This is a genomic window from Streptomyces turgidiscabies Car8 (assembly GCF_000331005.1).
Classification (GTDB): domain Bacteria; phylum Actinomycetota; class Actinomycetes; order Streptomycetales; family Streptomycetaceae; genus Streptomyces; species Streptomyces turgidiscabies.
The window spans coordinates 1-19,081 of the sequence record NZ_AEJB01000196.1; the positions used below are offsets into that span (position 1 = coordinate 1).

Genomic DNA, 19,081 nt, shown 5'->3' on the forward strand with positions numbered 1-19,081 from the left:
GAGGCGCCCTTCAGGGGCGCGGGGAACTGCGCGACCAGCCCCCACGCACCCGCACCCGCCGACGAAACCCCCACCGCCCACCACCGTAGGCACCCGCTCCGTAGACTGGCCCCCGTGAGCGACACCGACCCCTTCGACGAGATCATCGACGCCGAGACCGACCGAGACCCCGACCTCGCGGTCATCGAGGCCGGCAGCCGCACCCTGCGCACCCAAGGCGGAGCCGTAACCGCGGATGTGCCCGGCCGCCCCCAGGACCCCGAGGTCGACAAGGCCCTGCGCACCGTCGAGGCGGACCTCGCCACCCGCTGGGGCGAGACCAAGCTGGAGCCGTCCGTCAGCCGTATCGCCGCCCTGATGGACGTGCTGGGGGAGCCGCAGCGCGCTTACCCCTCGATCCACATCACCGGTACCAACGGCAAGACCTCCACCGCCCGCATGATCGAGGCCCTCCTCGGCGCCTTCGACCTGCGCACCGGCCGCTACACCTCCCCGCACGTCCAGTCGGTCACCGAGCGGATCAGCCTCGACGGGGCGCCGATCGCCGCCGAGCGGTTCGTCGAGACGTACGACGACATCAAGGCGTACGTCGAGATGGTCGACGCCCAGCAGGAGTTCCGGCTCTCCTTCTTCGAGGTCCTGACCGGCATGGCGTACGCCGCCTTCGCGGACGCCCCGGTCGACGTGGCCGTCGTCGAGGTCGGGATGGGTGGCAGCTGGGACGCCACCAACGTCATCGACGGTGATGTGGCCGTCGTGACGCCCATCGACCTCGACCACACCGACCGGCTCGGCGGGACGCCCGGTGAGATCGCCGTCGAGAAGAGCGGGATCATCAAGCAGGACGCGACCGTCATCCTCGCCCAGCAGCCCGTCGACGCGGCCCAGGTACTGCTGAAGAAGGCCGTCGAGGTGGACGCCACGGTGGCCCGGGAAGGGCTGGAGTTCGGGGTGGTGAGCCGGCAGGTCGCCGTCGGCGGGCAGATGCTGACGCTGCGCGGGCTCGGCGGGGAGTACGAGGAGATCTTCCTGCCCCTGCACGGCGGCTACCAGGCCCACAACGCGGCTGTCGCCCTCGCCGCCGTCGAGGCGTTCTTCGGCGTCGGCACCCAGCGGCCCGAGCCCCTCGACGTCGACACCGTGCGCAAGGCGTTCGCCGCGGTGACGTCCCCGGGGCGGCTGGAGATCGTACGGCGCTCTCCCACCGTCGTCCTCGACGCCGCGCACAACCCGGCGGGCGCCCGGGCCACGGCCGAGGCCGTGGGCGAGGCCTTCGACTTCAGCCGGCTCATCGGGGTGGTCGGGGCGAGCGGCGACAAGAACGTACGCGGGGTCCTCGAGGCCTTCGAGCCGATCTTCGCCGAAGTCGTGATCACCCAGAACTCCAGCCACCGCGCCATGGACGCCGACGAGCTGGCCGCCGTCGCCGTCGAGATCTTCGGCGACGACCGGGTCCAGGTCGAGCCGCGGCTCGACGACGCCCTGGAAGCCGCCATCACCCTCGCCGAGGAGGACGGGGAGTTCTCCGGCGGCGGTGTGCTCGTCACCGGCTCCGTCATCACCGTCGGCGAGGCCCGACTGCTCCTGGGAAGGGGCTGACCTGCCGTGCGTACGCTCTGCGCTTCGACCCTGATCGGCGAGGTCTTCCTGATCGGCTTCGCCGGTCTCGTCGCTATGAAGGACCCCGACCTGTCCATGTCGACGGTGTGGACGGTCAGCGGCATCGCCATGCTGCTGTGCGTGCTGCTCTGCGGTGTGATCACCCGGCCCGGCGGGGTGCAGCTCGGCTGGGCCCTGCAGATCGCGCTCATCGCGTCCGGCTTCATCATGCCGACCATGTTCTTCATGGGCGCGATGTTCGCCGCGCTGTGGTGGGCGTCCGTGCACTACGGCCGGAAGATCGACGAGGCGAAGGCCCGCTTCGCGGCGCAGGCCACAGGGGTCGGCCCCACCAGCCCTGACGCTGCGTAACACCCGCCCGGACCGGCCCTGTAGCCTCTGACCACCGCACACACGTGACCCGAATGGAGCCACCCTCGTGACTCAGCGCACCCTCGTCCTGCTCAAGCCCGACGCCGTCCGTCGCGGCCTGACCGGCGAGATCATCGGCCGGATCGAGCGCAAGGCCGGCTGGCGGATCACCGCGCTGGAGCTGCGTACGCTGGACCAGGAGACGCTGGAGCAGCACTACGGCGAGCACAAGGGCAAGGTCTTCTACGAGCCGCTCGTCGAGTTCATGGCGTCCGGCCCCGTCGTCGCGCTCGTCGTCGAGGGCGAGCGGGTCATCGAGGGTGTGCGCGCGCTCGCCGGACCCACCGACCCGATCGCCGCAGCCCCCGGTTCCATCCGCGGCGACTACGGCGTGATCGTGCGCGAGAACCTCATCCACGCCTCCGACTCCGAGGAGTCCGCCGAGCGCGAGCTGAAGATCTTCTTCCCCGGCCGCGACTGAGCCGTAGGCCGAACCACCGACTGAGGGATCGTCACCTCACCCGGATGTCTGACCTGGGACGGCCGCCGAAAACCGGCCGTCCTGCGGCATATGCGCGCCGATCGGGGGAACGCCTACCCCCGAACGCTCGTCTCCAGAAGCGAGACGGCACATCGCATGCTGACAATGGCGAAGACCCTCGCGTGGTGTTCGTGCAGGCGCGACTACGATGTAAGCCTTGCAAGCCTGTTCGTCACCGCACCCACTTCGCCGTCCCGAACCAGAGCCATCACACGCTTCACTTGGGAAGGCCAGTCGAATCCTGATGGGGAACTCAATGTCGTTCATCGGCCGTGACATGGCTGTCGACCTCGGGACCGCCAACACGCTGGTGTACGTCAGGGGTCGCGGGATCGTACTCAACGAGCCGTCCGTCGTCGCGATCAACACCAACACCGGTGGCATTCTCGCGGTCGGATCGGAAGCGAAGAAGATGATCGGTCGGACGCCCGGCAACATCGTTGCCGTGCGCCCGCTCAAGGACGGCGTCATCGCCGACTTCGAGATCACCGAGCGGATGCTCCGCTACTTCATTCTGAAGATTCACAAGCGGCGGTATCTCGCCCGTCCCCGTGTCGTCGTCTGTGTGCCCTCGGGCATCACGGGCGTCGAGCGCCGCGCCGTCATCGAGGCCTCGTCCCAGGCCGGCGCGCGCCAGGTGCACATCATCGAGGAGCCCATGGCCGCGGCCATCGGCTCCGGCCTGCCGGTCCACGAGGCCACGGGCAACATGGTGGTGGACATCGGCGGCGGCACCACGGAGGTCGCGGTCATCTCCCTCGGCGGCATCGTCACCGCCCAGTCCATCCGTGTCGCGGGTGACGAGCTGGACAGCTCGATCATCCAGCACATCAAGAAGGAGTACTCGCTCCTGCTGGGTGAGCGGACTGCCGAACAGATCAAGATCACGATCGGTTCGGCGTACGACCTCGACGCTGACGAACACACCGAAATCCGTGGCCGGGACCTGGTCTCCGGCCTGCCCAAGACGGTCGTGATCTCCGCGGCCGAAGTACGCAAGGCGATCGAGGAACCGGTCAACGCGATCGTCGACGCCGTGAAGACCACCCTCGACAAGTGCCCGCCCGAGCTGTCCGGCGACATCATGGACCGCGGAATCGTTCTGACCGGCGGCGGGGCCCTGCTCCGTGGCCTCGACGAACGGCTGCGCCGTGAGACCGGCATGCCCATCCACATCGCCGAGGACCCGCTGGACAGCGTGGCGCTCGGCTCCGGCAAGTGCGTGGAGGAGTTCGAGGCGCTCCAGCAGGTGCTGGACGCGTCGCCGCGCAGATGACGTAACTCTTCGATTCCGCCGTACGAGATGATCCCCTCTCGTGCGGCGGATCGTTGGTATAGAGGCATAAGCTCCCCCGAACGACTGTTTTTGCCCCAACTCCTTTCTTTTCCCGATTTCTTCTCGACTCTTCTGCCCGAAAAAACTCTCTTGAGGAAGGCACGCCGCCGCACGTGAGGGACACACGAGAGAGCCGGCTGCTCCTGGTGCTGCTGATCGCCATCGCGTTCGCGCTGATCACGGTGGACATCCGCGGCGGTGAGGACTCACCGGTCGACGGTGCCCGGCAGGCCGCGGCAGCCGTGTTCGGCCCGGTCGAGGACGGGGTGGCCACCGTGGTCGACCCGGTCGGCGACGCCGTCTCGGCAGTACGCGACTCCGGTGACCGGCACGACCGGCTCGCCACGCTGGAGAAGGAGAACGCGGCGCTCAAGGCCCGTCTCGGCAGCGACGACCGCAACCGCAGCCGCCTCAGCCAGCTCGACAAGATGCTCAAGTCGGCGGGCGCCGGCCAGTACGGCATCAAGGGCGCCGAGGTCATCGCCATAGGAGCGGCCCAGGGCTTCTCCTGGACGGTCACCATCGACGTCGGTGCCAACGACGGCATCAAGCGCGACATGACCGTCCTGAACGGCGACGGACTCGTCGGCCGCGTCACCACCGTAGGCCCCGGCACCTCGACCGTGCTGCTCGCCAACGACCCGGACTTCACCGTGGGGACGCGGATGGAGGGCAGCGACGAACTGGGCTTCGCCTCCGGGCAGGGCGACCGGCCGCTGCGCGTCCAGCTCCTCAACGGCAAGGCCAAGGTCAGCAAGGGCGACCGCCTGGTCACCTTCGGCTCGCAGGCCGACAAGCCGTTCGTGCCCGGCGTACCCGTCGGCTTCGTGTCCCGGGTCGACCCGTCCGGCGGCGACCTGACCCGCACGATCTACGTCACGCCGTTCGTCGGCTTCACCAAGCTCGACATCGTCGGTGTCGTCGTCGAGGCCCCGCGCAGCGACCCGCGCGACACCGTCCTCCCGGCCAAGCCGAGGCCGACCCCCACGCCGACGGTCACCGTGACGGTGACACCGTCGGCGTCCGCGTCCGACGGCCAGTACCAGCAAGAGCAGTAGGAGCTGAACTTCCCCCATGCGTTTCAACCGGATGCTCCTCTCCACCACCCTGGTGGTCGTCGCCATGGTGATCCAGGTGAGCGTCCTCGCCCGCCTCCACCTCCCGGGCGCCGTCCCCGACCTGCTGCTGCTGACCGTCCTCGGCCTCGCCCTGGTGTACGGCCATGTCGGCGGCGCCCTCGTCGGCTTCGGCGCCGGACTCCTCGCCGACCTCGCCCCGCCCGCCGACCACGCGGCCGGCCGCTACGCCCTCGTGCTGTGCCTCGTCGGCTATCTGGCCGGTCTGGTGAAGCCCGAGAACGGCCGGCTCAAGTCGGCCACCGGTCCGATGGCCGTCGTGGTCGCCGCGGCCGTCGGCACGACCCTCCTCTACGCCGGTGTCGGCGCCCTCGTCGGCGACACCGCGGCCCGCCATGTCGGCCTCCCCAGCCTGCTGTTCACCGCCGCGCTGTACGACCTGCTGCTCGCGCCCTTCGTGGTCCCCGGCATCATGTTCCTGGCCCGCAGAGCCGAGAACGACCCGCTCGCCGAGGCCAACTCGGCGGCCAAGAAGACCGACATCTCCTCGGGCTGGCTGTCCTCCGGCACCGGCCTGCGCATCGGCAGTCAGCGCGGCGGCCTGAAGGTGAAGGCGGCCCGCTCGAAGGCCGCCCGCGCCGGCCGCATCAAGGGGGTCAAGCGCCTGTGAACGCCCGTCAGTCGGACCCCGACACCCACGCCCACAGCTTGCTCGTGTACTCGTATGCCTCGTACGTCCGCGTCCCGCACGCGCACTGAGAGGCGGAGGCAGCACCAGTGACCAACATTCCCGAGACCGGCCGGACGCCACGCGTCCAGATCCGTCTCGTCGTCATCCAGATCCTCGTCCTCTCCCTCCTCGGCACCCTCGGCGGCCGCCTGTGGTACCTCCAGATCCGCGAGGGGGACGCCTACGCCAAGGAGGCGTCCGGCAACCACGTGCAGCAGGTCGTGCAGCCCGCCGTACGCGGGTCGATCCTCGACGCGCGCGGGGTGCCGATCGCGGACAACGAGACGCGTCTCGTCGTCTCCGCCTCCCGCACCGACCTGCTGAAGATGAAGGACGACGGTGACGCCGTCCTCACCAAGCTCGCCGGGGTCCTGGGCCTGAAGCCCAAGGAGGTCAAGGACAAGGTCCGGCTGTGCGACGCCAAGACACCGCAGCCCTGCTGGAACGGCTCGCCGTACCAGCCGATCCCCATCACCGACGAGGCCACCGCCCGCCAGGCGCTCCAGATCCGCGAGCGCTCCGAGGACTTCCCCGGCATCACCGCCGAACCCGCTGCCGTCCGCCGCTACGCGGGCCCCGGCGGCTCCAACACCGCCCAGGTCCTCGGCTACCTCTCCCCGGTCACCGACGAGGAGATCACCAAGGCGCGGGACACCGACTCGCCCTACCTCCGCTCCGACCAGGTCGGCCGGTCCGGTCTCGAGCGGGAGTACGACAAGGAACTGCGCGGCAAGGCCGGCGTCACCCGCTACGAGGTCGACAACCTCGGCCGCGTCATCGGCACCGCCGAGGCGGACCCCGCCCAGTCCGGCTCCAACCTCGTCACCAGCATCGACGCCCGCGTCCAGCGGGTCGCCGAGTACGAGCTGAACCAGGCGATGAAGAAGGCCCGCGACGAGCACGACGACAACACCGGCGAGAACTACAAGGCCGACGCCGGCGCGGTCGTCGTCATGGAGGCCAAGACGGGCCGGGTCGTCGCCATGGCGTCCAACCCGACCTACGACCCGAACGCCTGGGTCGGCGGCATCTCCGCCAAGGACTACGCCAAGCTGACCGGCAAGAACTCCAACTACCCGCTGCTCAACCGGGCGATCCAGGGCCAGGCGGCCCCCGGCTCGATCTTCAAGGCCATCTCCACCGCGGCCGCCGTCGACGCCGGCTACCCCTTCGACGGGCACTACGACTGCTCCAGCTCGTACTCGATCGGCGGCCAGGTCTTCAAGAACTACGAGTCCAAGGGGTACGGCCCGATCAGCCTCGGCCGCGCCATCGAGGTCTCCTGCGACACCGTCTTCTACCGTCTCGCCCACCAGGAGTGGGTGAAGGACGGCGGCCTGAAGCCGAAGAAGGACGCGAAGAACTGGTTCTACACCACCGCCCACAAGTTCGGCCTCGGCGCCGTGACCGGCATCGACCTGCCCAACGAGGTCGCCGGCCGCGTCCCCGACCGCAAGTGGAAGCAGGACTACTGGAAGGCCAACAAGGCCTCCTGGTGCAAGTACGGCAAGAAGGGCGGCTCGTACGCCCAGCAGATCGCGTACGAGAACTGCCTCGAAGGCAACCTCATGCGCGCCGGTGACTCCGTCAACTACTCCATCGGACAGGGCGACATCCTCGTCACGCCGATACAGATGGCGACGATCTACTCGGCGATCTCCAACGGCGGCACCCTCTACGACCCGACCGTCGGCAAGGCGATCGTCAGCGCCGACGGCAGGTCCGTGCAGGCGATCGCGCCCAAGTCGCACGGCAGGCTGCCGATCACCCCGGCGACCCTGAAGGACATGAACGGCGCCTTCGAGGGTGTCGTCACCCGCGGTTCGGCGGCCTGGCGGTTCGGCGGCTGGCCGCAGGACAAGATCCCGATGCACGCCAAGACGGGTACGGCCGAGGTCTACGGCAAGCAGACCACCTCGTGGTTCGCGACGTACACCAAGGACTACACGATCGTCATGACGATCTCCCAGGGTGGTACGGGCTCCGGAGCCTCCGGCCCGGCCGTCCGCAAAATATACGAGGCTCTGTACGGGGTCTCCCCGGACGGCAAGATCGACAACAGGAAGGCGCTGCTGCCCACCCCGCAGAAGAGCCTCCCGAAGATCGAGTCGGACGGCTCGATCGACGCCCCGAAGATCAAGCCGTACGTGCCGCCGAAGGAGGCCACCGAGGAGACGCTCGCTCTCGCGGGCGGCCAGCTCCCGCCGGCCACGGTCGCGACCGAACGGACGGGCACCGGCCGAGCCCACCGCAGGCGCGGGCGCAGTAGGCGGAGCACGCGGAGTACGCAAAGGAGAATGCCATGACCGGCGCGAACACCTTCTCCGTCTCCGGCTACGGCCCCGAACGCTCGTCCCTGTCCCGCATGCTGGCCCGCGACTCGCTGGCCCGCAGGCTGGACTGGCCGATACTGCTGTCCGCGCTCGCGCTGTCCTTCATCGGCGCGATCCTGGTCTACTCGGCGACCCGCAACCGCACCGAGATCAACCAGGGCGACCAGTACTACTTCCTGATCCGGCACCTCATGAACACCGGCATCGGGTTCTGTCTGATGATCGGTACGGTCTGGCTCGGCCACCGCAACCTGCGCACCGCGGTGCCGATCCTGTACGGACTCTCCGTCCTCCTGATCCTCCTGGTGCTGACCCCGCTCGGCGCGACCGTCAACGGCGCCCACGCGTGGATCGTGCTCGGCGGCGGCTTCTCGCTCCAGCCCTCGGAGTTCGTGAAGATCACCATCATCCTGGGCATGGCCATGCTCCTGGCCGCCCGGGTCGACGCCGGCGACAAGCCCTACCCCGACCACCGCACGGTCCTCCAGGCCCTGGGCCTGGCCGCCGTACCGATGATGATCGTCATGCTGATGCCCGACCTCGGGTCGGTCATGGTCATGGTCATCATCGTGCTCGGCGTGCTCCTCGCCTCCGGCGCCTCCAACCGCTGGGTCTTCGGCCTGCTCGGCACCGGCGCAGTCGGAGCCGTCCTCATCTGGCAGCTCGGCGTCCTGGACGAGTACCAGATCAACCGCTTCGCCGCCTTCGCCAACCCCGAACTCGACCCGTCCGGCGTCGGCTACAACACCAACCAGGCGCGCATCGCGATCGGCTCCGGCGGCCTCACCGGCACCGGCCTGTTCCACGGCTCCCAGACCACGGGCCAGTTCGTCCCCGAGCAGCAGACCGACTTCGTGTTCACGGTCGCGGGGGAGGAACTGGGCTTCGTCGGCGCAGGCCTGATCATCCTGCTCCTGGGCGTCGTCCTGTGGCGCGCCTGCCGCATCGCCCGCGAGACGACCGAGCTGTACGGCACGATCGTCGCCGCCGGGATCATCGCGTGGTTCGCCTTCCAGGCGTTCGAGAACATCGGGATGACCCTGGGGATCATGCCGGTCGCCGGTCTGCCACTGCCCTTCGTGTCGTACGGAGGATCGTCGATGTTCGCCGTGTGGGTGGCGGTGGGGCTGCTGCAGTCGATCAGGGTCGAGCGGCCCATGTCGGCGTGACGCTCCGCTGGAGGGGCGGTGAGGGGCAGTCGGTCCGGTGCGGCGCCGTTGTGGCTGGGCGCGCGGTTCCCCGCGTCCCTACCGGGCGCGCGGTTCTCGGCCCGGCGAGGGTCGTGGGACTGCCGTCGGAGCCGAATCGTGACTAGATTCGGTTCATGGCGGACACAAAGCGGGAAATCGAGCGGAAGTATGAATCCGACGACAGCGGACTGCCCGACCTGACCGGCGTCGCCGGGGTCGCGGACGTCCTCGACAAGGGCACCGCCGAACTGGACGCGACCTACTACGACACCTCGGACCTACGGCTGGCCGCGGCCTCGATCACGCTGCGCCGCCGCACCGGCGGCTCCGACGCCGGCTGGCACCTGAAACTCCCCGTCGCCCCAGGAGTGCGGGACGAGATCCAGGTCCCGCTCTCCGACACCGTCCCCGACGAACTGGCCGGCCTGGTCCGCGCCCGAGTCCGTGAGGGCCAGCTCGTGCCGGTCGTGCGGCTGCGCTCCACCCGCGACCTGCGCGACCTCGTCGACAGCGACGGCCGCCGGCTCGCCGAGGTCGGCGTGGACACCGTAAGGGCGGAGCGGCTGTTCGGCGGTGAGGGCACCGCACAGTGGACCGAGATCGAGGTGGAGCTCGCCGACGGCGAGGACCAGCGCGTCCTGGACAAGGTGGAGAAACGCCTCCGCAAGGCGGGCGTACGGCCCTCGAAGTCCGCGTCGAAGCTGGCCCGGGCCCTTGCCGAGACCAAGGGCGGGCATCCCCGGCCGAAGGACGAACCCGCCGAACCCGTCACCGTCGGCGACCACGTCCTCGCCTACGTCCGTGCCCAGCGGGACGCCGTCCTCGACCTCGACCCGGCCGTCCGCCAGGACGCCGAGGAGGCCGTGCACGACATGCGGGTCGCCACCCGCCGGCTGCGCAGCACGTTCAAGTCCTTCCCCAAGATCCTCGACCGGAAGGTCACCGACCCGATCGGTGACGAGCTGAAGTGGCTCGCCGGCGAGCTGGGTGTCGGCCGCGACCAGGAGGTCCTCGCCGAACGGCTGGGCGAGGCCCTCGACGAACTGGCCCCCACTCTCCTCCACGGGCCCGTCCGGGACCGGCTCGGTACCTGGGCCAGGGCCGAGCACGGCGGAGCGCGCCGCCGGCTGCTCGGCGTGCTGGACTCCCCGCGCTATCTGACGCTCCTCGACACCCTGGACGCCGTGGTCGCCGACCCGCCGGTCCTCAAGGCGGCGGCGAAGAAGCCGGACAAGGGGCTCGCCAAGGCCGTACGCAAGGACTTCGCGAAGGTGTCCGCGCTGGTCGAGGAGGCCATGGAGCAGCCGCCCGGCACCGACCGCGACCTCGGGCTGCACGAGGCCCGCAAGAAGGCCAAGCGCACCCGGTACGCCGCAGAGGCGGCCACCCCCGCCCTGGGCGGCCCGGCCAAGGCGCTCACCAAGTCGATGAAGTCCCTCCAGAGCCTGCTCGGCGACCACCAGGACAGCGTCATGGTCCGCACCACGCTGCGCGAGCTGTCCGCCGTGGCGCACGCGGCCGGGGAGAACACCTTCACGTACGGGCTGCTGTACGGGCGCGAGGAGCGGCGGGCCACGGGGGTGGAGGAGGCGCTGCCCGGACAGTGGCGGACGATTCGGGGCGCGATGGAGGTCTAGCACCCGGTTTCGCACCGGTTGCCGACCGCTTCGGCGCCGGTTTTCACGCGGACGGGGGAGTCCTCCGGGCGGGTTACGCTTGGTGGTCATCCCCCGTCAGCTCACGAAGGTAACGCCGCGATGTCTGCCGAGTCGGTTTTCCCGCAGCTCGAAGCCCTGCTCCCGCATGTGCAGAAGCCGATCCAGTACGTGGGCGGCGAGCTCAACTCCACGGTCAAGCCCTGGGAGGACTGCGACGTCCGCTGGGCGCTCATGTACCCGGACGCGTACGAGGTCGGGCTGCCCAACCAGGGCGTCATGATCCTCTACGAGGTGCTGAACGAACGCGAGGGCGTCCTCGCCGAGCGTACGTACAGCGTCTGGCCGGACCTGGAAGCGCTGATGCGGGAACACCGCGTCCCGCAGTTCACCGTGGACAGCCACCGCCCGGTCGGGGCCTTCGACGTGTTCGGGCTGTCCTTCTCCACCGAGCTGGGCTACACGAACATGCTGACCGCCCTGGACCTGGCGGGCATCCCGCTGGAGTCCAAGGACCGCGGCCTGGACGACCCGATCGTGCTGGCCGGCGGCCACGCGGCCTTCAACCCCGAGCCGATCGCGGACTTCATCGACGCGGTGATCATCGGCGACGGCGAGCAGGCCGTCCTCGACATGACGGACATCATCCGCGCCTGGAAGGCGGAGGGCCGTCCGGGCGGCCGCGAGGAGGTCCTGCTCCGCCTCGCGAAGACGGGCAGCGTCTACATCCCCGGGTTCTACGACGTGGAGTACCTGGCGGACGGCCGGATCGCCCGCGTCGTACCCAACAGGTCCGGAGTCCCGTGGCGGGTGTCCAAGCACACGGTCATGGACCTGGACGAGTGGCCCTACCCCAAGCAGCCCCTGGTCCCGCTCGCGGAGACCGTCCACGAGCGCATGTCGGTCGAGATCTTCCGCGGCTGCACCCGCGGCTGCCGCTTCTGCCAGGCCGGCATGATCACCCGCCCGGTGCGCGAGCGGTCGATCACGGGCATCGGCGAGATGGTCGAGAAGGGCCTCAAGGCGACGGGCTTCGAGGAGGTGGGCCTCCTCTCCCTCTCCTCGGCCGACCACTCGGAGATCGGCGACATCGCGAAGGGGCTCGCGGACCGCTACACCGACGACAAGATCGGGCTGTCGCTCCCGTCGACCCGCGTGGACGCCTTCAACGTGGACCTCGCCAACGAGCTGACCAGGAACGGCCGCAGGTCCGGTCTGACGTTCGCGCCCGAGGGCGGCAGCGAGCGCATGCGCAAGGTCATCAACAAGATGGTGTCCGAGGAGGACCTCATCCGGACCGTCTCCACGGCGTACGGCAACGGCTGGCGCCAGGTGAAGCTGTACTTCATGGTCGGCCTGCCGACGGAGACCGACGAGGACGTCCTCCAGATCGCCGACATGGCGACGAACGTGATCGCCGAGGGCCGCAGGGTCTCCGGCCAGAACGACATCCGCTGCACGGTCTCGATCGGCGGCTTCGTCCCCAAGCCGCACACCCCGTTCCAGTGGGCCCCGCAGCTCTCCGCCGAGGAGACGGACGCGCGCCTGACGAAGCTCCGGGACAAGATCCGCGGCGACAAGAAGTACGGCCGCTCGATCGGCTTCCGCTACCACGACGGCAAGCCCGGCATCGTCGAGGGTCTGCTGTCCCGCGGCGACCGGCGCATCGGCGCGGTGATCCGCGCGGTGTACGAGGACGGCGGCCGCTTCGACGGCTGGCGCGAGCACTTCTCGTACGACCGCTGGATGGCCTGCGCGCAGAAGACGCTGCCCGACTTCGGCGTCGACGTCGACTGGTACACGACACGCGAGCGCACCTACGAGGAGGTCCTCCCGTGGGACCACCTCGACTCGGGCCTCGACAAGGACTGGCTGTGGGAGGACTGGCAGGACTCCCTCGACGAGACAGAGGTCGAGGACTGCCGGTGGACGCCCTGCTTCGACTGTGGGGTGTGTCCGCAGATGGACACTTGGCCACAAGTAAGTAACAGCGGGAAGAAGTTGCTGCCGCTGACGGTCAAGAAGGACGCTCCGGCCAGCGGACATGTCCACTGACGTGAGTGAGGCGCTGCGGCGCGTTGTGGAGGCGCTGGGGGACGGCGGCGGTGAGGAAGAGGCTGCTGCTGTCCTGAGGGCGCTTGGGGCTCGGAGTGAGCGGCGGGGGGTCGTGCGGGAGGTACCGAGGACGCCGCTGCCGCCGTCTGGGGGCTCCTCGGGGATTCAGTCCGTAGTGGAGTGGGTCTGACGGTCAACAGTCCGTAGGACTGCCATGTGGGGCAGCGAGCCAATGTCTGGCTTAGGCGACGGAGACTCCGACACCTCCTGCCCCTGACGCGGACTTGATCGCCCCGGACGGGGCCACTCAGTGTTGGTGACCCCGTCCGGAGGCTCAGCGTGAGGGACGGCGACCCAACAGGACCTTGAGGGTTTCCCGCGCGTCCCGGCGCCGGTCGGAGGAACGGGCGGCGACGGAGGTAACGGCCGTGGCGGCTACCGTGGATGTGTAAAGGACGCTGGCACCGCCGCCGAGCGTGACTCCGTCATGGAGTACCTGAAGCAGAACGGACATTGAGAACCTCCAGAGCGGGCCCGGTGATCGTCTCTTGCCGGGCTGATGGCACAGGTGTCCGCCTTCCGGAAGGTTTCCGGCGATCTGCTCGTGACGTAGGGTTCGGCAAGTACGCTGGTCAGCACGGTAGAAAAAGGATTTCCGGGCACTGCATGTTCCGGAAGGCCCGGACAGGCGGTGCGTGTTCGTGAGCGGGGTTGCGGAGCGATTCTGGAGCGAATTGCGGGGGCTGTACGAAGCCGCCGGAAGTCCATCGCTCAGCCGGCTGGTCAAGCTCGGCAGCGTTCAACAGCGCGCGATCACTATCAGCGACGCGACTATCAACGGCTGGCTGACTGCCAAGTCGGTACCCGGCAAAAAGTCGGAACAGTACTTCGCCGTGCTGATCCCTTTCCTCCAGAGTCGGGTGTCGCGAGAGTCGGAATACAAACGACGTTCAGTGTTTGGGTGGCAGCAGTTGCTCCTTGCAGCTCGTCAAGAGCGGACAGCCAACCAAGGCGGTCGCCCAAGGACGGTGGAGAGTCCGACCGGACTTTCCACGTCAGCCTGTGGGCCTGTGAGCTTGCCGCCAGAGCCGGTGGGCTTCACTGGTCGCACCGGTCCGCTTGGCGACCTACTCGCCCAACTCGGGCCAGATGCGGGGCATCCTCACAGCGGACCAGTAACCTCAGCCATTGTCGGTATGGGGGGTGCGGGTAAGACCGCGCTGGCGGTACATGCCTCTCACCAGGCCCGCAAGCGTGGCTGGTTCCCCGGCGGTATCCTCTTCGCCGATCTGCGCGGTTATAGCTCCAGTGGGCCACAGGATCCTGCCACAACAGCAGAACAATTCCTGCGTATCTTGGGAGTTCCGGATACGGTAATACCGACGACCCCTGAGGGCAAGCTGGGACTTTGGCGCGCTCGCCTGGAAAGCCTTGCGGAGAGCAACAAGCCACTATTGGTTCTATTGGATAACGCTGCCGCAGCTGGGCAGGTTTCTCCGTTGCTACCGGACTCGCCGCATCGCGTAATTGTTACATCGCGCCATACGCTGTCCGCGCTGTCTGCCCATCGAGTGGAACTGGTTGCGCTGCCCATCGATGAAGCAGTTGAACTCCTTGACCAGGCATTACGCGTCACACATCCTGGTGACGACCGTATGGTTACCCATCCTGAGGACGCTAAAAGTTTGGCAAAGCTATGCGGGCGATTGCCGCTTGCATTGCACATCATTGCCGCCCTGCTTCGGGATGAGCCGGATCGGTTACTGGCTAGTCAGATCGCGGATTTGAGCGATGCGCGAATGCGTTTGGAGATCTTCCAATACGACGACGTGGATGAACAGGGGCGTCCGCTATCTCTTCGCGCTGCCTTCGACTTGTCTTACCGGCAATTGGTTAGTGGAGACGGTGAGCGGGCCCGCGCCTTTCGTCTGCTGGCTCTTGCCCCTGGACCGGATTTCTCTGTGGAGATTGCTGCAGTACTCCTCGGGCGCCCTATCTCCATCGCGCGTCGAATGATGATGGATCTTACCCGTGTGCACCTTTTGGAGAAAAGAGATGGCGAGCGTTGGAGTATGCATGATTTGCTCCATTTGTTTGCTGATGAACTCGCTCGCATGCATGCGGAGGAAGACCAGAGAATTTCTGTCATCACTCGTCTTTTTGACCACGTTCTAGTCGCAACTCGATCTGCGAATAAGTTCCTTGAGGTTACCTCTGATAATCCTGTTTTGGAGCGCTTCGCCGACCGTCATGCTGCCTTGAATTGGCTTGACTCTGAGCGGGAATGCTTGGTGGTAGCTGTCGCTATGGCGGAAGAGGAACATCATTTTGGTGCAGCGGCCCAGATTGCCCTAGCGCTGAGTGCCTTCTTGAACTTTCGCAGACATCTTCAGGAGTGGCTTGAAACCGCGCGTGTTGCTGTCCGGTCGACAAGCGCGATCGGAAATCGGCACGGGCAAGGTACTGCTTTGAATAATCTGGGTCTCGTGCTGCGACAGTTGCGACAGCTTGACGGCGCGACCAGTGCGCATCGCCAAGCAGCGGCCATCTTTCAAGATCTTGGAGACCGGCAGCGTCAAGCCGGAATGTTGCACAACTTGGGACTTGATTTGCAGGAAGCGCGCTGCTTTGACGAGTCGGTAGGCGCTTTCCAGCAGGCTGTGGAAATCAGTAGAGAACTGGGCGACCGACTCCAGGAGCAGAAGGCGTGGGACGCGAAGGGAGTGTCCCTGCAAGGCTTGCGTCAGTTCGATAAGGCTGTCGACCTTCACCGGCGAGCCGCAACAGTCTTCCAGGAGATCGGTGCCCTGGGCTGCGAAGGTGGTGCACTTACTAACTTGGGCGTTTGCCTGATGGAGCTGTCCTGCTTCAGGGAATCGCTCAACGCTCACAGGCGAGCTGCTGATATCTTTGGTGACCTTGATGATTGGTACCGCCGGGCAGCAGCATTGGATAACCAGGGGGCAGCGCTTCAGGGGTTGCAGGAATTCGGCGAAGCCGTCAGCCTTCATGGGCAAGCGTCAGCTATCTTGCGAGATTATGGTGACTATCATCGGTTGGCTGGATCGCTGGATAACCAAGGTGCAGCCATGCAGAGGATGGGGCGTTTTCATGAGGCGCTTTTGATTCACCGAGAAGCTGCGGAAATCTTTCAGCGATTCAATGACTGGCATCGCAGGGCCAGGGCGCTTGGGAACTGCGGGGGTGCTCTGCTTAAGCTGCGAAAATTCGACGAATCTGTTGATGCCTACCATGAGTCTGCAGACCTTTACGGGGAATCCGGTGACCCGTATGGTATGGCTCAATCTGTGGAGAATTTGGCTATTGCTCATAACGAGCGATGGCGTGCTCGATTTCTGATTTCCCGGAGCGGTTGACGAAGATATTCTCTGGATGTGATTGGGGTGAGTTAGAATGGAAGTTCGGGTCTGGAAGTGCCTCGCTTGATGGCCATGATCCGTTCGTGAAAGTCGCGTGTGGCGGCCTCGCGCGGATAGCGGGCGCGGAGTTCCTTGTCCAACTCGTTAGCAACTAAAAGCAGGGACGGCAGGGACTTCCGGTCGGCTGTGAGGGCTGCTGTACCCATGCCTATGGCCTCGTCGATCTCGCCGGTGCGGGCGGCGGCGACTCCGAGCGTGAGGCGGGCCTCTGCGGCGCGCATGGGGGAGATCTCGGTACCGTCCGGGCCCGTACTGATTCGGATCACTGAGCGGGCGTGGGTGGCGGCGCGTTCGTCGTCTCCGAGTAGGCGGTAGGCGTCCATTTCGTAGAAGTCCCACTTGTCCGGGTCGATTATGAAGTGGTGCTCGGGGTGATCCGGACGGGGTAGCCGATCCAAGCGGGCGCGTCCGGCGTCCAGTGAATCGCGGACCAGACGGGCGTCTCCCATGCGTGCGGCGGCGCGGGCCTTGTGGGCGTACAACTGGACGCCGACGGAGTGTGTCTGGTCGGCGATGTGCCCGGCTTCTATGGCTTCGAGCATGTCCGTCCAGCGGCTCTGAGTGAGGGCGAACCATGCCTCGATCTCGAACGCCCATGCCTTGATCTCGCCGTGGCCGGCTTCGTCGCCGATCCGTAGGGCGGCGGCTTTGCTGAGGTTGGCGGCTTCGCGTTGGCCTCGGTCGTACTGCACGCATGCGTTCAGTAGGAAGAGCCAGCCTGCGTCGACGAGGAGCTCTCGGTGCTGGCGCAGGGTCATCCGGCCTTCGAGTTGCTTGGTGACGTACTGCAAGCCGTTGCGGGTGCGCTCGTGAAGGTAATCGGCATCTGCATACGGGTAGGCCCGCGCCAGTTGCTCAATGCCCTGTTCGATCGACTCCAGGGCGGCGCTGTTGATGCTGGACATCTCCGTTCGCCGTAGTAGTTCGGCGATGTCCCAGAGTCCTGCACCACCCTCTGTGATCAAGGTGCTTGGATCCTGCGGCACGGCGATGCTGGCGCTGCGTGCTAGTTCCCAGGGGCGTGGGGCGAGTCCTGCGAGAGGGCCGGGGATGCGTAGCCCGTCCACCACTTCGAGGATCTTGCGGTGCTGGGTGATCCGTGGGCGTGTGCCCTTGCCGTCGGTCTCCGGCCGGGCCATGAGGCCGATGTGCTCGCGCTTGTAGCCGACGGCTTCCGCGATCTTGGCGTAGCTGATCTTTCCGTGCAGTCGGGCGAGTCTGAAGACTTCGCCGAAGTCGTGGTTGGCGATTGCTGACCGTACGTCTGCGCGTTCCAGCACGTGCGGCGGCAGGGCTGCCGGTGTGGGTGCTGCTTCGGTCATCTCACTTCCCCATCGTGATTGACCAGACGTGTCTTCTCTCGTCTCGCGAGTGTACCCACGAGGGGGGTCCCCAAGAGGGGGGAGCGGCAGCCGGTGCAGGGGATGCATCCTCGGTCCACCCCGCCGGGAGAGTCTCGGCGGACGTGACCGGAGACGGTGACTTTGTGTCATGACCGCGAAGCAAGTTCGAAAGCGTGAGCACGTGACGAGTGAGCTGGACGCGTTCGCTCACTGGTTCATTTCGCCGAACCTGGCCGACGGTGGTCACTACCTGACGCTCACGCTCTTCGCTGAACTCGGCAACACCGTGCGCCTCGCGCGTGACATGACGGGTGCGTTCCTTCAGAGCACGGGGGCCCATGACGTCGTGGATGATGCCCGGCTGATCGTGTCGGAGCTGGTTGGGAACGTGATCAACCACGCTGTGCCGGAACGCTGCTTTGCCAGGCCCGGCGGAGTTCGGCGTATCGATGTGGCGTTCAAGATGTGGCCGAAGTGGTTGTTCATCGGCGTCTCCGATGAGGACTCGTCCCCGCCGTTGCTCCCGTTGGGTGAGCCGTTCTCCCCTGGTCTCGCGGGTGAACTGTCTGAGGCTGTGCTGCCTGACAGCGGGCGGGGGCTGCTGATCGTGCAGCGGCTGGCTACCTCGGTCTGGTGGACGCCGGAAGACAAGGGCGGAAAGACCGTGTGGGCCCGTCTCGACCTTGCCGACGGCGCCAGGGGCAAGCCGTTGTGGTGATCTTCGGGCCGTCACGTCCTCGTTGCTCTCTCGGGAGCGGGTGACGGTCCGGGGGCTGGAGGTTCGTTCCTCCGGCGTACGGGGCGCGGCTTCTTGGCTTGGGCCACCGGGTTCCCCACCCGGTAGTAAGAGGCCGCGCTTCACAACCGAAAACGCAAGACCGGACCACCCCCGCGCCTGGAAGCAACTGGGGTGGTCCGGAAGGGAGTACAGCGACCCCCGGTGCCTGATGGTACCGGGGTCGTTGTGCTGTGCATCCGCCCTGGACCAAAGAGAGTTGACGATCTGTTATCTGGACCAGGACAGAGGTGGGCACAATGACTGGCGCTGGCGAGAACTGGCTGAGCGACGGCATCGACGACGCCGGTGCGGACTTCGGGCTCTGGGTGCCTGGTGTCGACTACGTGGCGGCGTGGCGGGTCGCGCGGGAGTCTGCCGACCAATTGAACCGGGCGTTCCTCGGTGCCGGGTTCGAGCTGTCGGAAGTGCGGGCCGTGGCTTCGACGAATGAGGACGGGCGCGGCGTGGTCCGGGTTACGGGCTGGCCGCACGCGGTGGAGCGGCTCGCCGGGCTCCTGGAGTCGCACCCTGGCGACGGTGCGGAATGAGGAGCGTTCTCGCTGGTGAGTGGCGCGGGTGGGCACGTCGCCGGCCGCAGAGACTTTGGGCGGGAGCTGCCATGGGGCGAGTGAA

Annotated in this window: 14 protein-coding genes; 13 read left to right on the top strand and 1 reads right to left on the bottom strand. The window is 67.0% G+C overall.

The annotated features are described in order from the left end of the window. Positions 1 to 114 precede the first annotated feature (114 nt). From folC to STRTUCAR8_RS49565, 11 genes are all read left to right on the top strand, one after another. A complete protein-coding gene (folC, locus tag STRTUCAR8_RS11980) occupies positions 115 to 1,599 on the top strand; it encodes a bifunctional tetrahydrofolate synthase/dihydrofolate synthase (protein ID WP_006375956.1) in 1,485 nt (494 codons plus the stop codon). A gap of 6 nt (positions 1,600 to 1,605) precedes the next feature. Continuing rightward, positions 1,606 to 1,971: a DUF4233 domain-containing protein gene (locus STRTUCAR8_RS11985; RefSeq protein WP_006375948.1), complete on the top strand. Its 366-nt coding sequence runs from the start codon at positions 1,606 to 1,608 to the stop codon at positions 1,969 to 1,971. A gap of 67 nt (positions 1,972 to 2,038) precedes the next feature. Beyond that, complete coding sequence (gene ndk / locus STRTUCAR8_RS11990; protein WP_006375945.1) at positions 2,039 to 2,452, top strand: nucleoside-diphosphate kinase; 414 nt, start codon at positions 2,039 to 2,041, stop codon at positions 2,450 to 2,452. 316 nt (positions 2,453 to 2,768) lie between these two features. Next, entirely contained in the window at positions 2,769 to 3,788 is a 1,020-nt protein-coding gene (locus tag STRTUCAR8_RS11995; protein WP_006375952.1) for a rod shape-determining protein, read from the top strand. A 173-nt stretch (positions 3,789 to 3,961) separates the two neighbouring features. Continuing rightward, positions 3,962 to 4,906 (top strand): rod shape-determining protein MreC, encoded by a 945-nt coding sequence (gene mreC / locus STRTUCAR8_RS12000; RefSeq protein WP_006375954.1) that lies wholly within the window; start codon positions 3,962 to 3,964, stop codon positions 4,904 to 4,906. Between the two features lie 16 nt (positions 4,907 to 4,922). Further along, positions 4,923 to 5,594, top strand: a complete 672-nt coding sequence (mreD, locus tag STRTUCAR8_RS12005) for a rod shape-determining protein MreD (protein WP_006375955.1) — start codon at positions 4,923 to 4,925, stop codon at positions 5,592 to 5,594. 107 nt (positions 5,595 to 5,701) lie between these two features. Beyond that, positions 5,702 to 7,960 carry a penicillin-binding protein 2 gene (gene mrdA, locus STRTUCAR8_RS12010; RefSeq protein ID WP_006375957.1) on the top strand — a complete coding sequence of 753 codons (2,259 nt, stop codon included), beginning with the start codon at positions 5,702 to 5,704 and terminating at the stop codon, positions 7,958 to 7,960. Further along, entirely contained in the window at positions 7,957 to 9,156 is a 1,200-nt protein-coding gene (gene rodA, locus STRTUCAR8_RS12015; RefSeq protein ID WP_006375951.1) for a rod shape-determining protein RodA, read from the top strand. Before mrdA ends, rodA begins: the two co-directional genes overlap by 4 nt. Positions 9,157 to 9,311: 155 nt before the next feature. After that, complete coding sequence (locus tag STRTUCAR8_RS12020; RefSeq protein ID WP_006375949.1) at positions 9,312 to 10,814, top strand: CYTH and CHAD domain-containing protein; 1,503 nt, start codon at positions 9,312 to 9,314, stop codon at positions 10,812 to 10,814. Between the two features lie 120 nt (positions 10,815 to 10,934). Beyond that, positions 10,935 to 12,887: a TIGR03960 family B12-binding radical SAM protein gene (locus STRTUCAR8_RS12025; RefSeq protein WP_006375947.1), complete on the top strand. Its 1,953-nt coding sequence runs from the start codon at positions 10,935 to 10,937 to the stop codon at positions 12,885 to 12,887. A gap of 701 nt (positions 12,888 to 13,588) precedes the next feature. Further along, positions 13,589 to 16,264, top strand: a complete 2,676-nt coding sequence (locus STRTUCAR8_RS49565; RefSeq protein ID WP_143666512.1) for an ATP-binding protein — start codon at positions 13,589 to 13,591, stop codon at positions 16,262 to 16,264. 32 nt (positions 16,265 to 16,296) lie between these two features. On the opposite strand, the gene STRTUCAR8_RS12045 is transcribed toward STRTUCAR8_RS49565, so the two are convergent. Next, positions 16,297 to 17,649, bottom strand: coding sequence for an NsdA family TPR-like regulatory protein (locus STRTUCAR8_RS12045; protein WP_006375946.1), 1,353 nt, complete (start codon positions 17,647 to 17,649; stop codon positions 16,297 to 16,299). A gap of 169 nt (positions 17,650 to 17,818) precedes the next feature. On the opposite strand from STRTUCAR8_RS12045, the gene STRTUCAR8_RS12050 reads away from it, so the two are divergent. Continuing rightward, complete coding sequence (locus STRTUCAR8_RS12050) at positions 17,819 to 18,388, top strand: ATP-binding protein (RefSeq protein WP_006375958.1); 570 nt, start codon at positions 17,819 to 17,821, stop codon at positions 18,386 to 18,388. 317 nt (positions 18,389 to 18,705) lie between these two features. Continuing rightward, a complete protein-coding gene (locus STRTUCAR8_RS12055) occupies positions 18,706 to 18,996 on the top strand; it encodes a hypothetical protein (protein WP_044472066.1) in 291 nt (96 codons plus the stop codon). The last annotated feature ends 85 nt before the right edge of the window (positions 18,997 to 19,081 follow it).

What these genes read in the sequence shown, in the direction of transcription:
- STRTUCAR8_RS11995 (WP_006375952.1), top strand. Translation starts at nt 2,769, where the DNA reads ATGTCGTTCATCGGCCGTGACATGGCTGTCGACCTCGGGACCGCCAAC.
- mreD (WP_006375955.1), top strand. Translation starts at nt 4,923, where the DNA reads ATGCGTTTCAACCGGATGCTCCTCTCCACCACCCTGGTGGTCGTCGCC.
- rodA (WP_006375951.1), top strand. Translation starts at nt 7,957, where the DNA reads ATGACCGGCGCGAACACCTTCTCCGTCTCCGGCTACGGCCCCGAACGC.
- STRTUCAR8_RS12020 (WP_006375949.1), top strand. Translation starts at nt 9,312, where the DNA reads ATGGCGGACACAAAGCGGGAAATCGAGCGGAAGTATGAATCCGACGAC.
- STRTUCAR8_RS12025 (WP_006375947.1), top strand. Translation starts at nt 10,935, where the DNA reads ATGTCTGCCGAGTCGGTTTTCCCGCAGCTCGAAGCCCTGCTCCCGCAT.
- STRTUCAR8_RS12045 (WP_006375946.1), bottom strand. Translation starts at nt 17,649, where the DNA reads ATGACCGAAGCAGCACCCACACCGGCAGCCCTGCCGCCGCACGTGCTG.
- STRTUCAR8_RS12050 (WP_006375958.1), top strand. Translation starts at nt 17,819, where the DNA reads ATGACCGCGAAGCAAGTTCGAAAGCGTGAGCACGTGACGAGTGAGCTG.
- STRTUCAR8_RS12055 (WP_044472066.1), top strand. Translation starts at nt 18,706, where the DNA reads ATGACTGGCGCTGGCGAGAACTGGCTGAGCGACGGCATCGACGACGCC.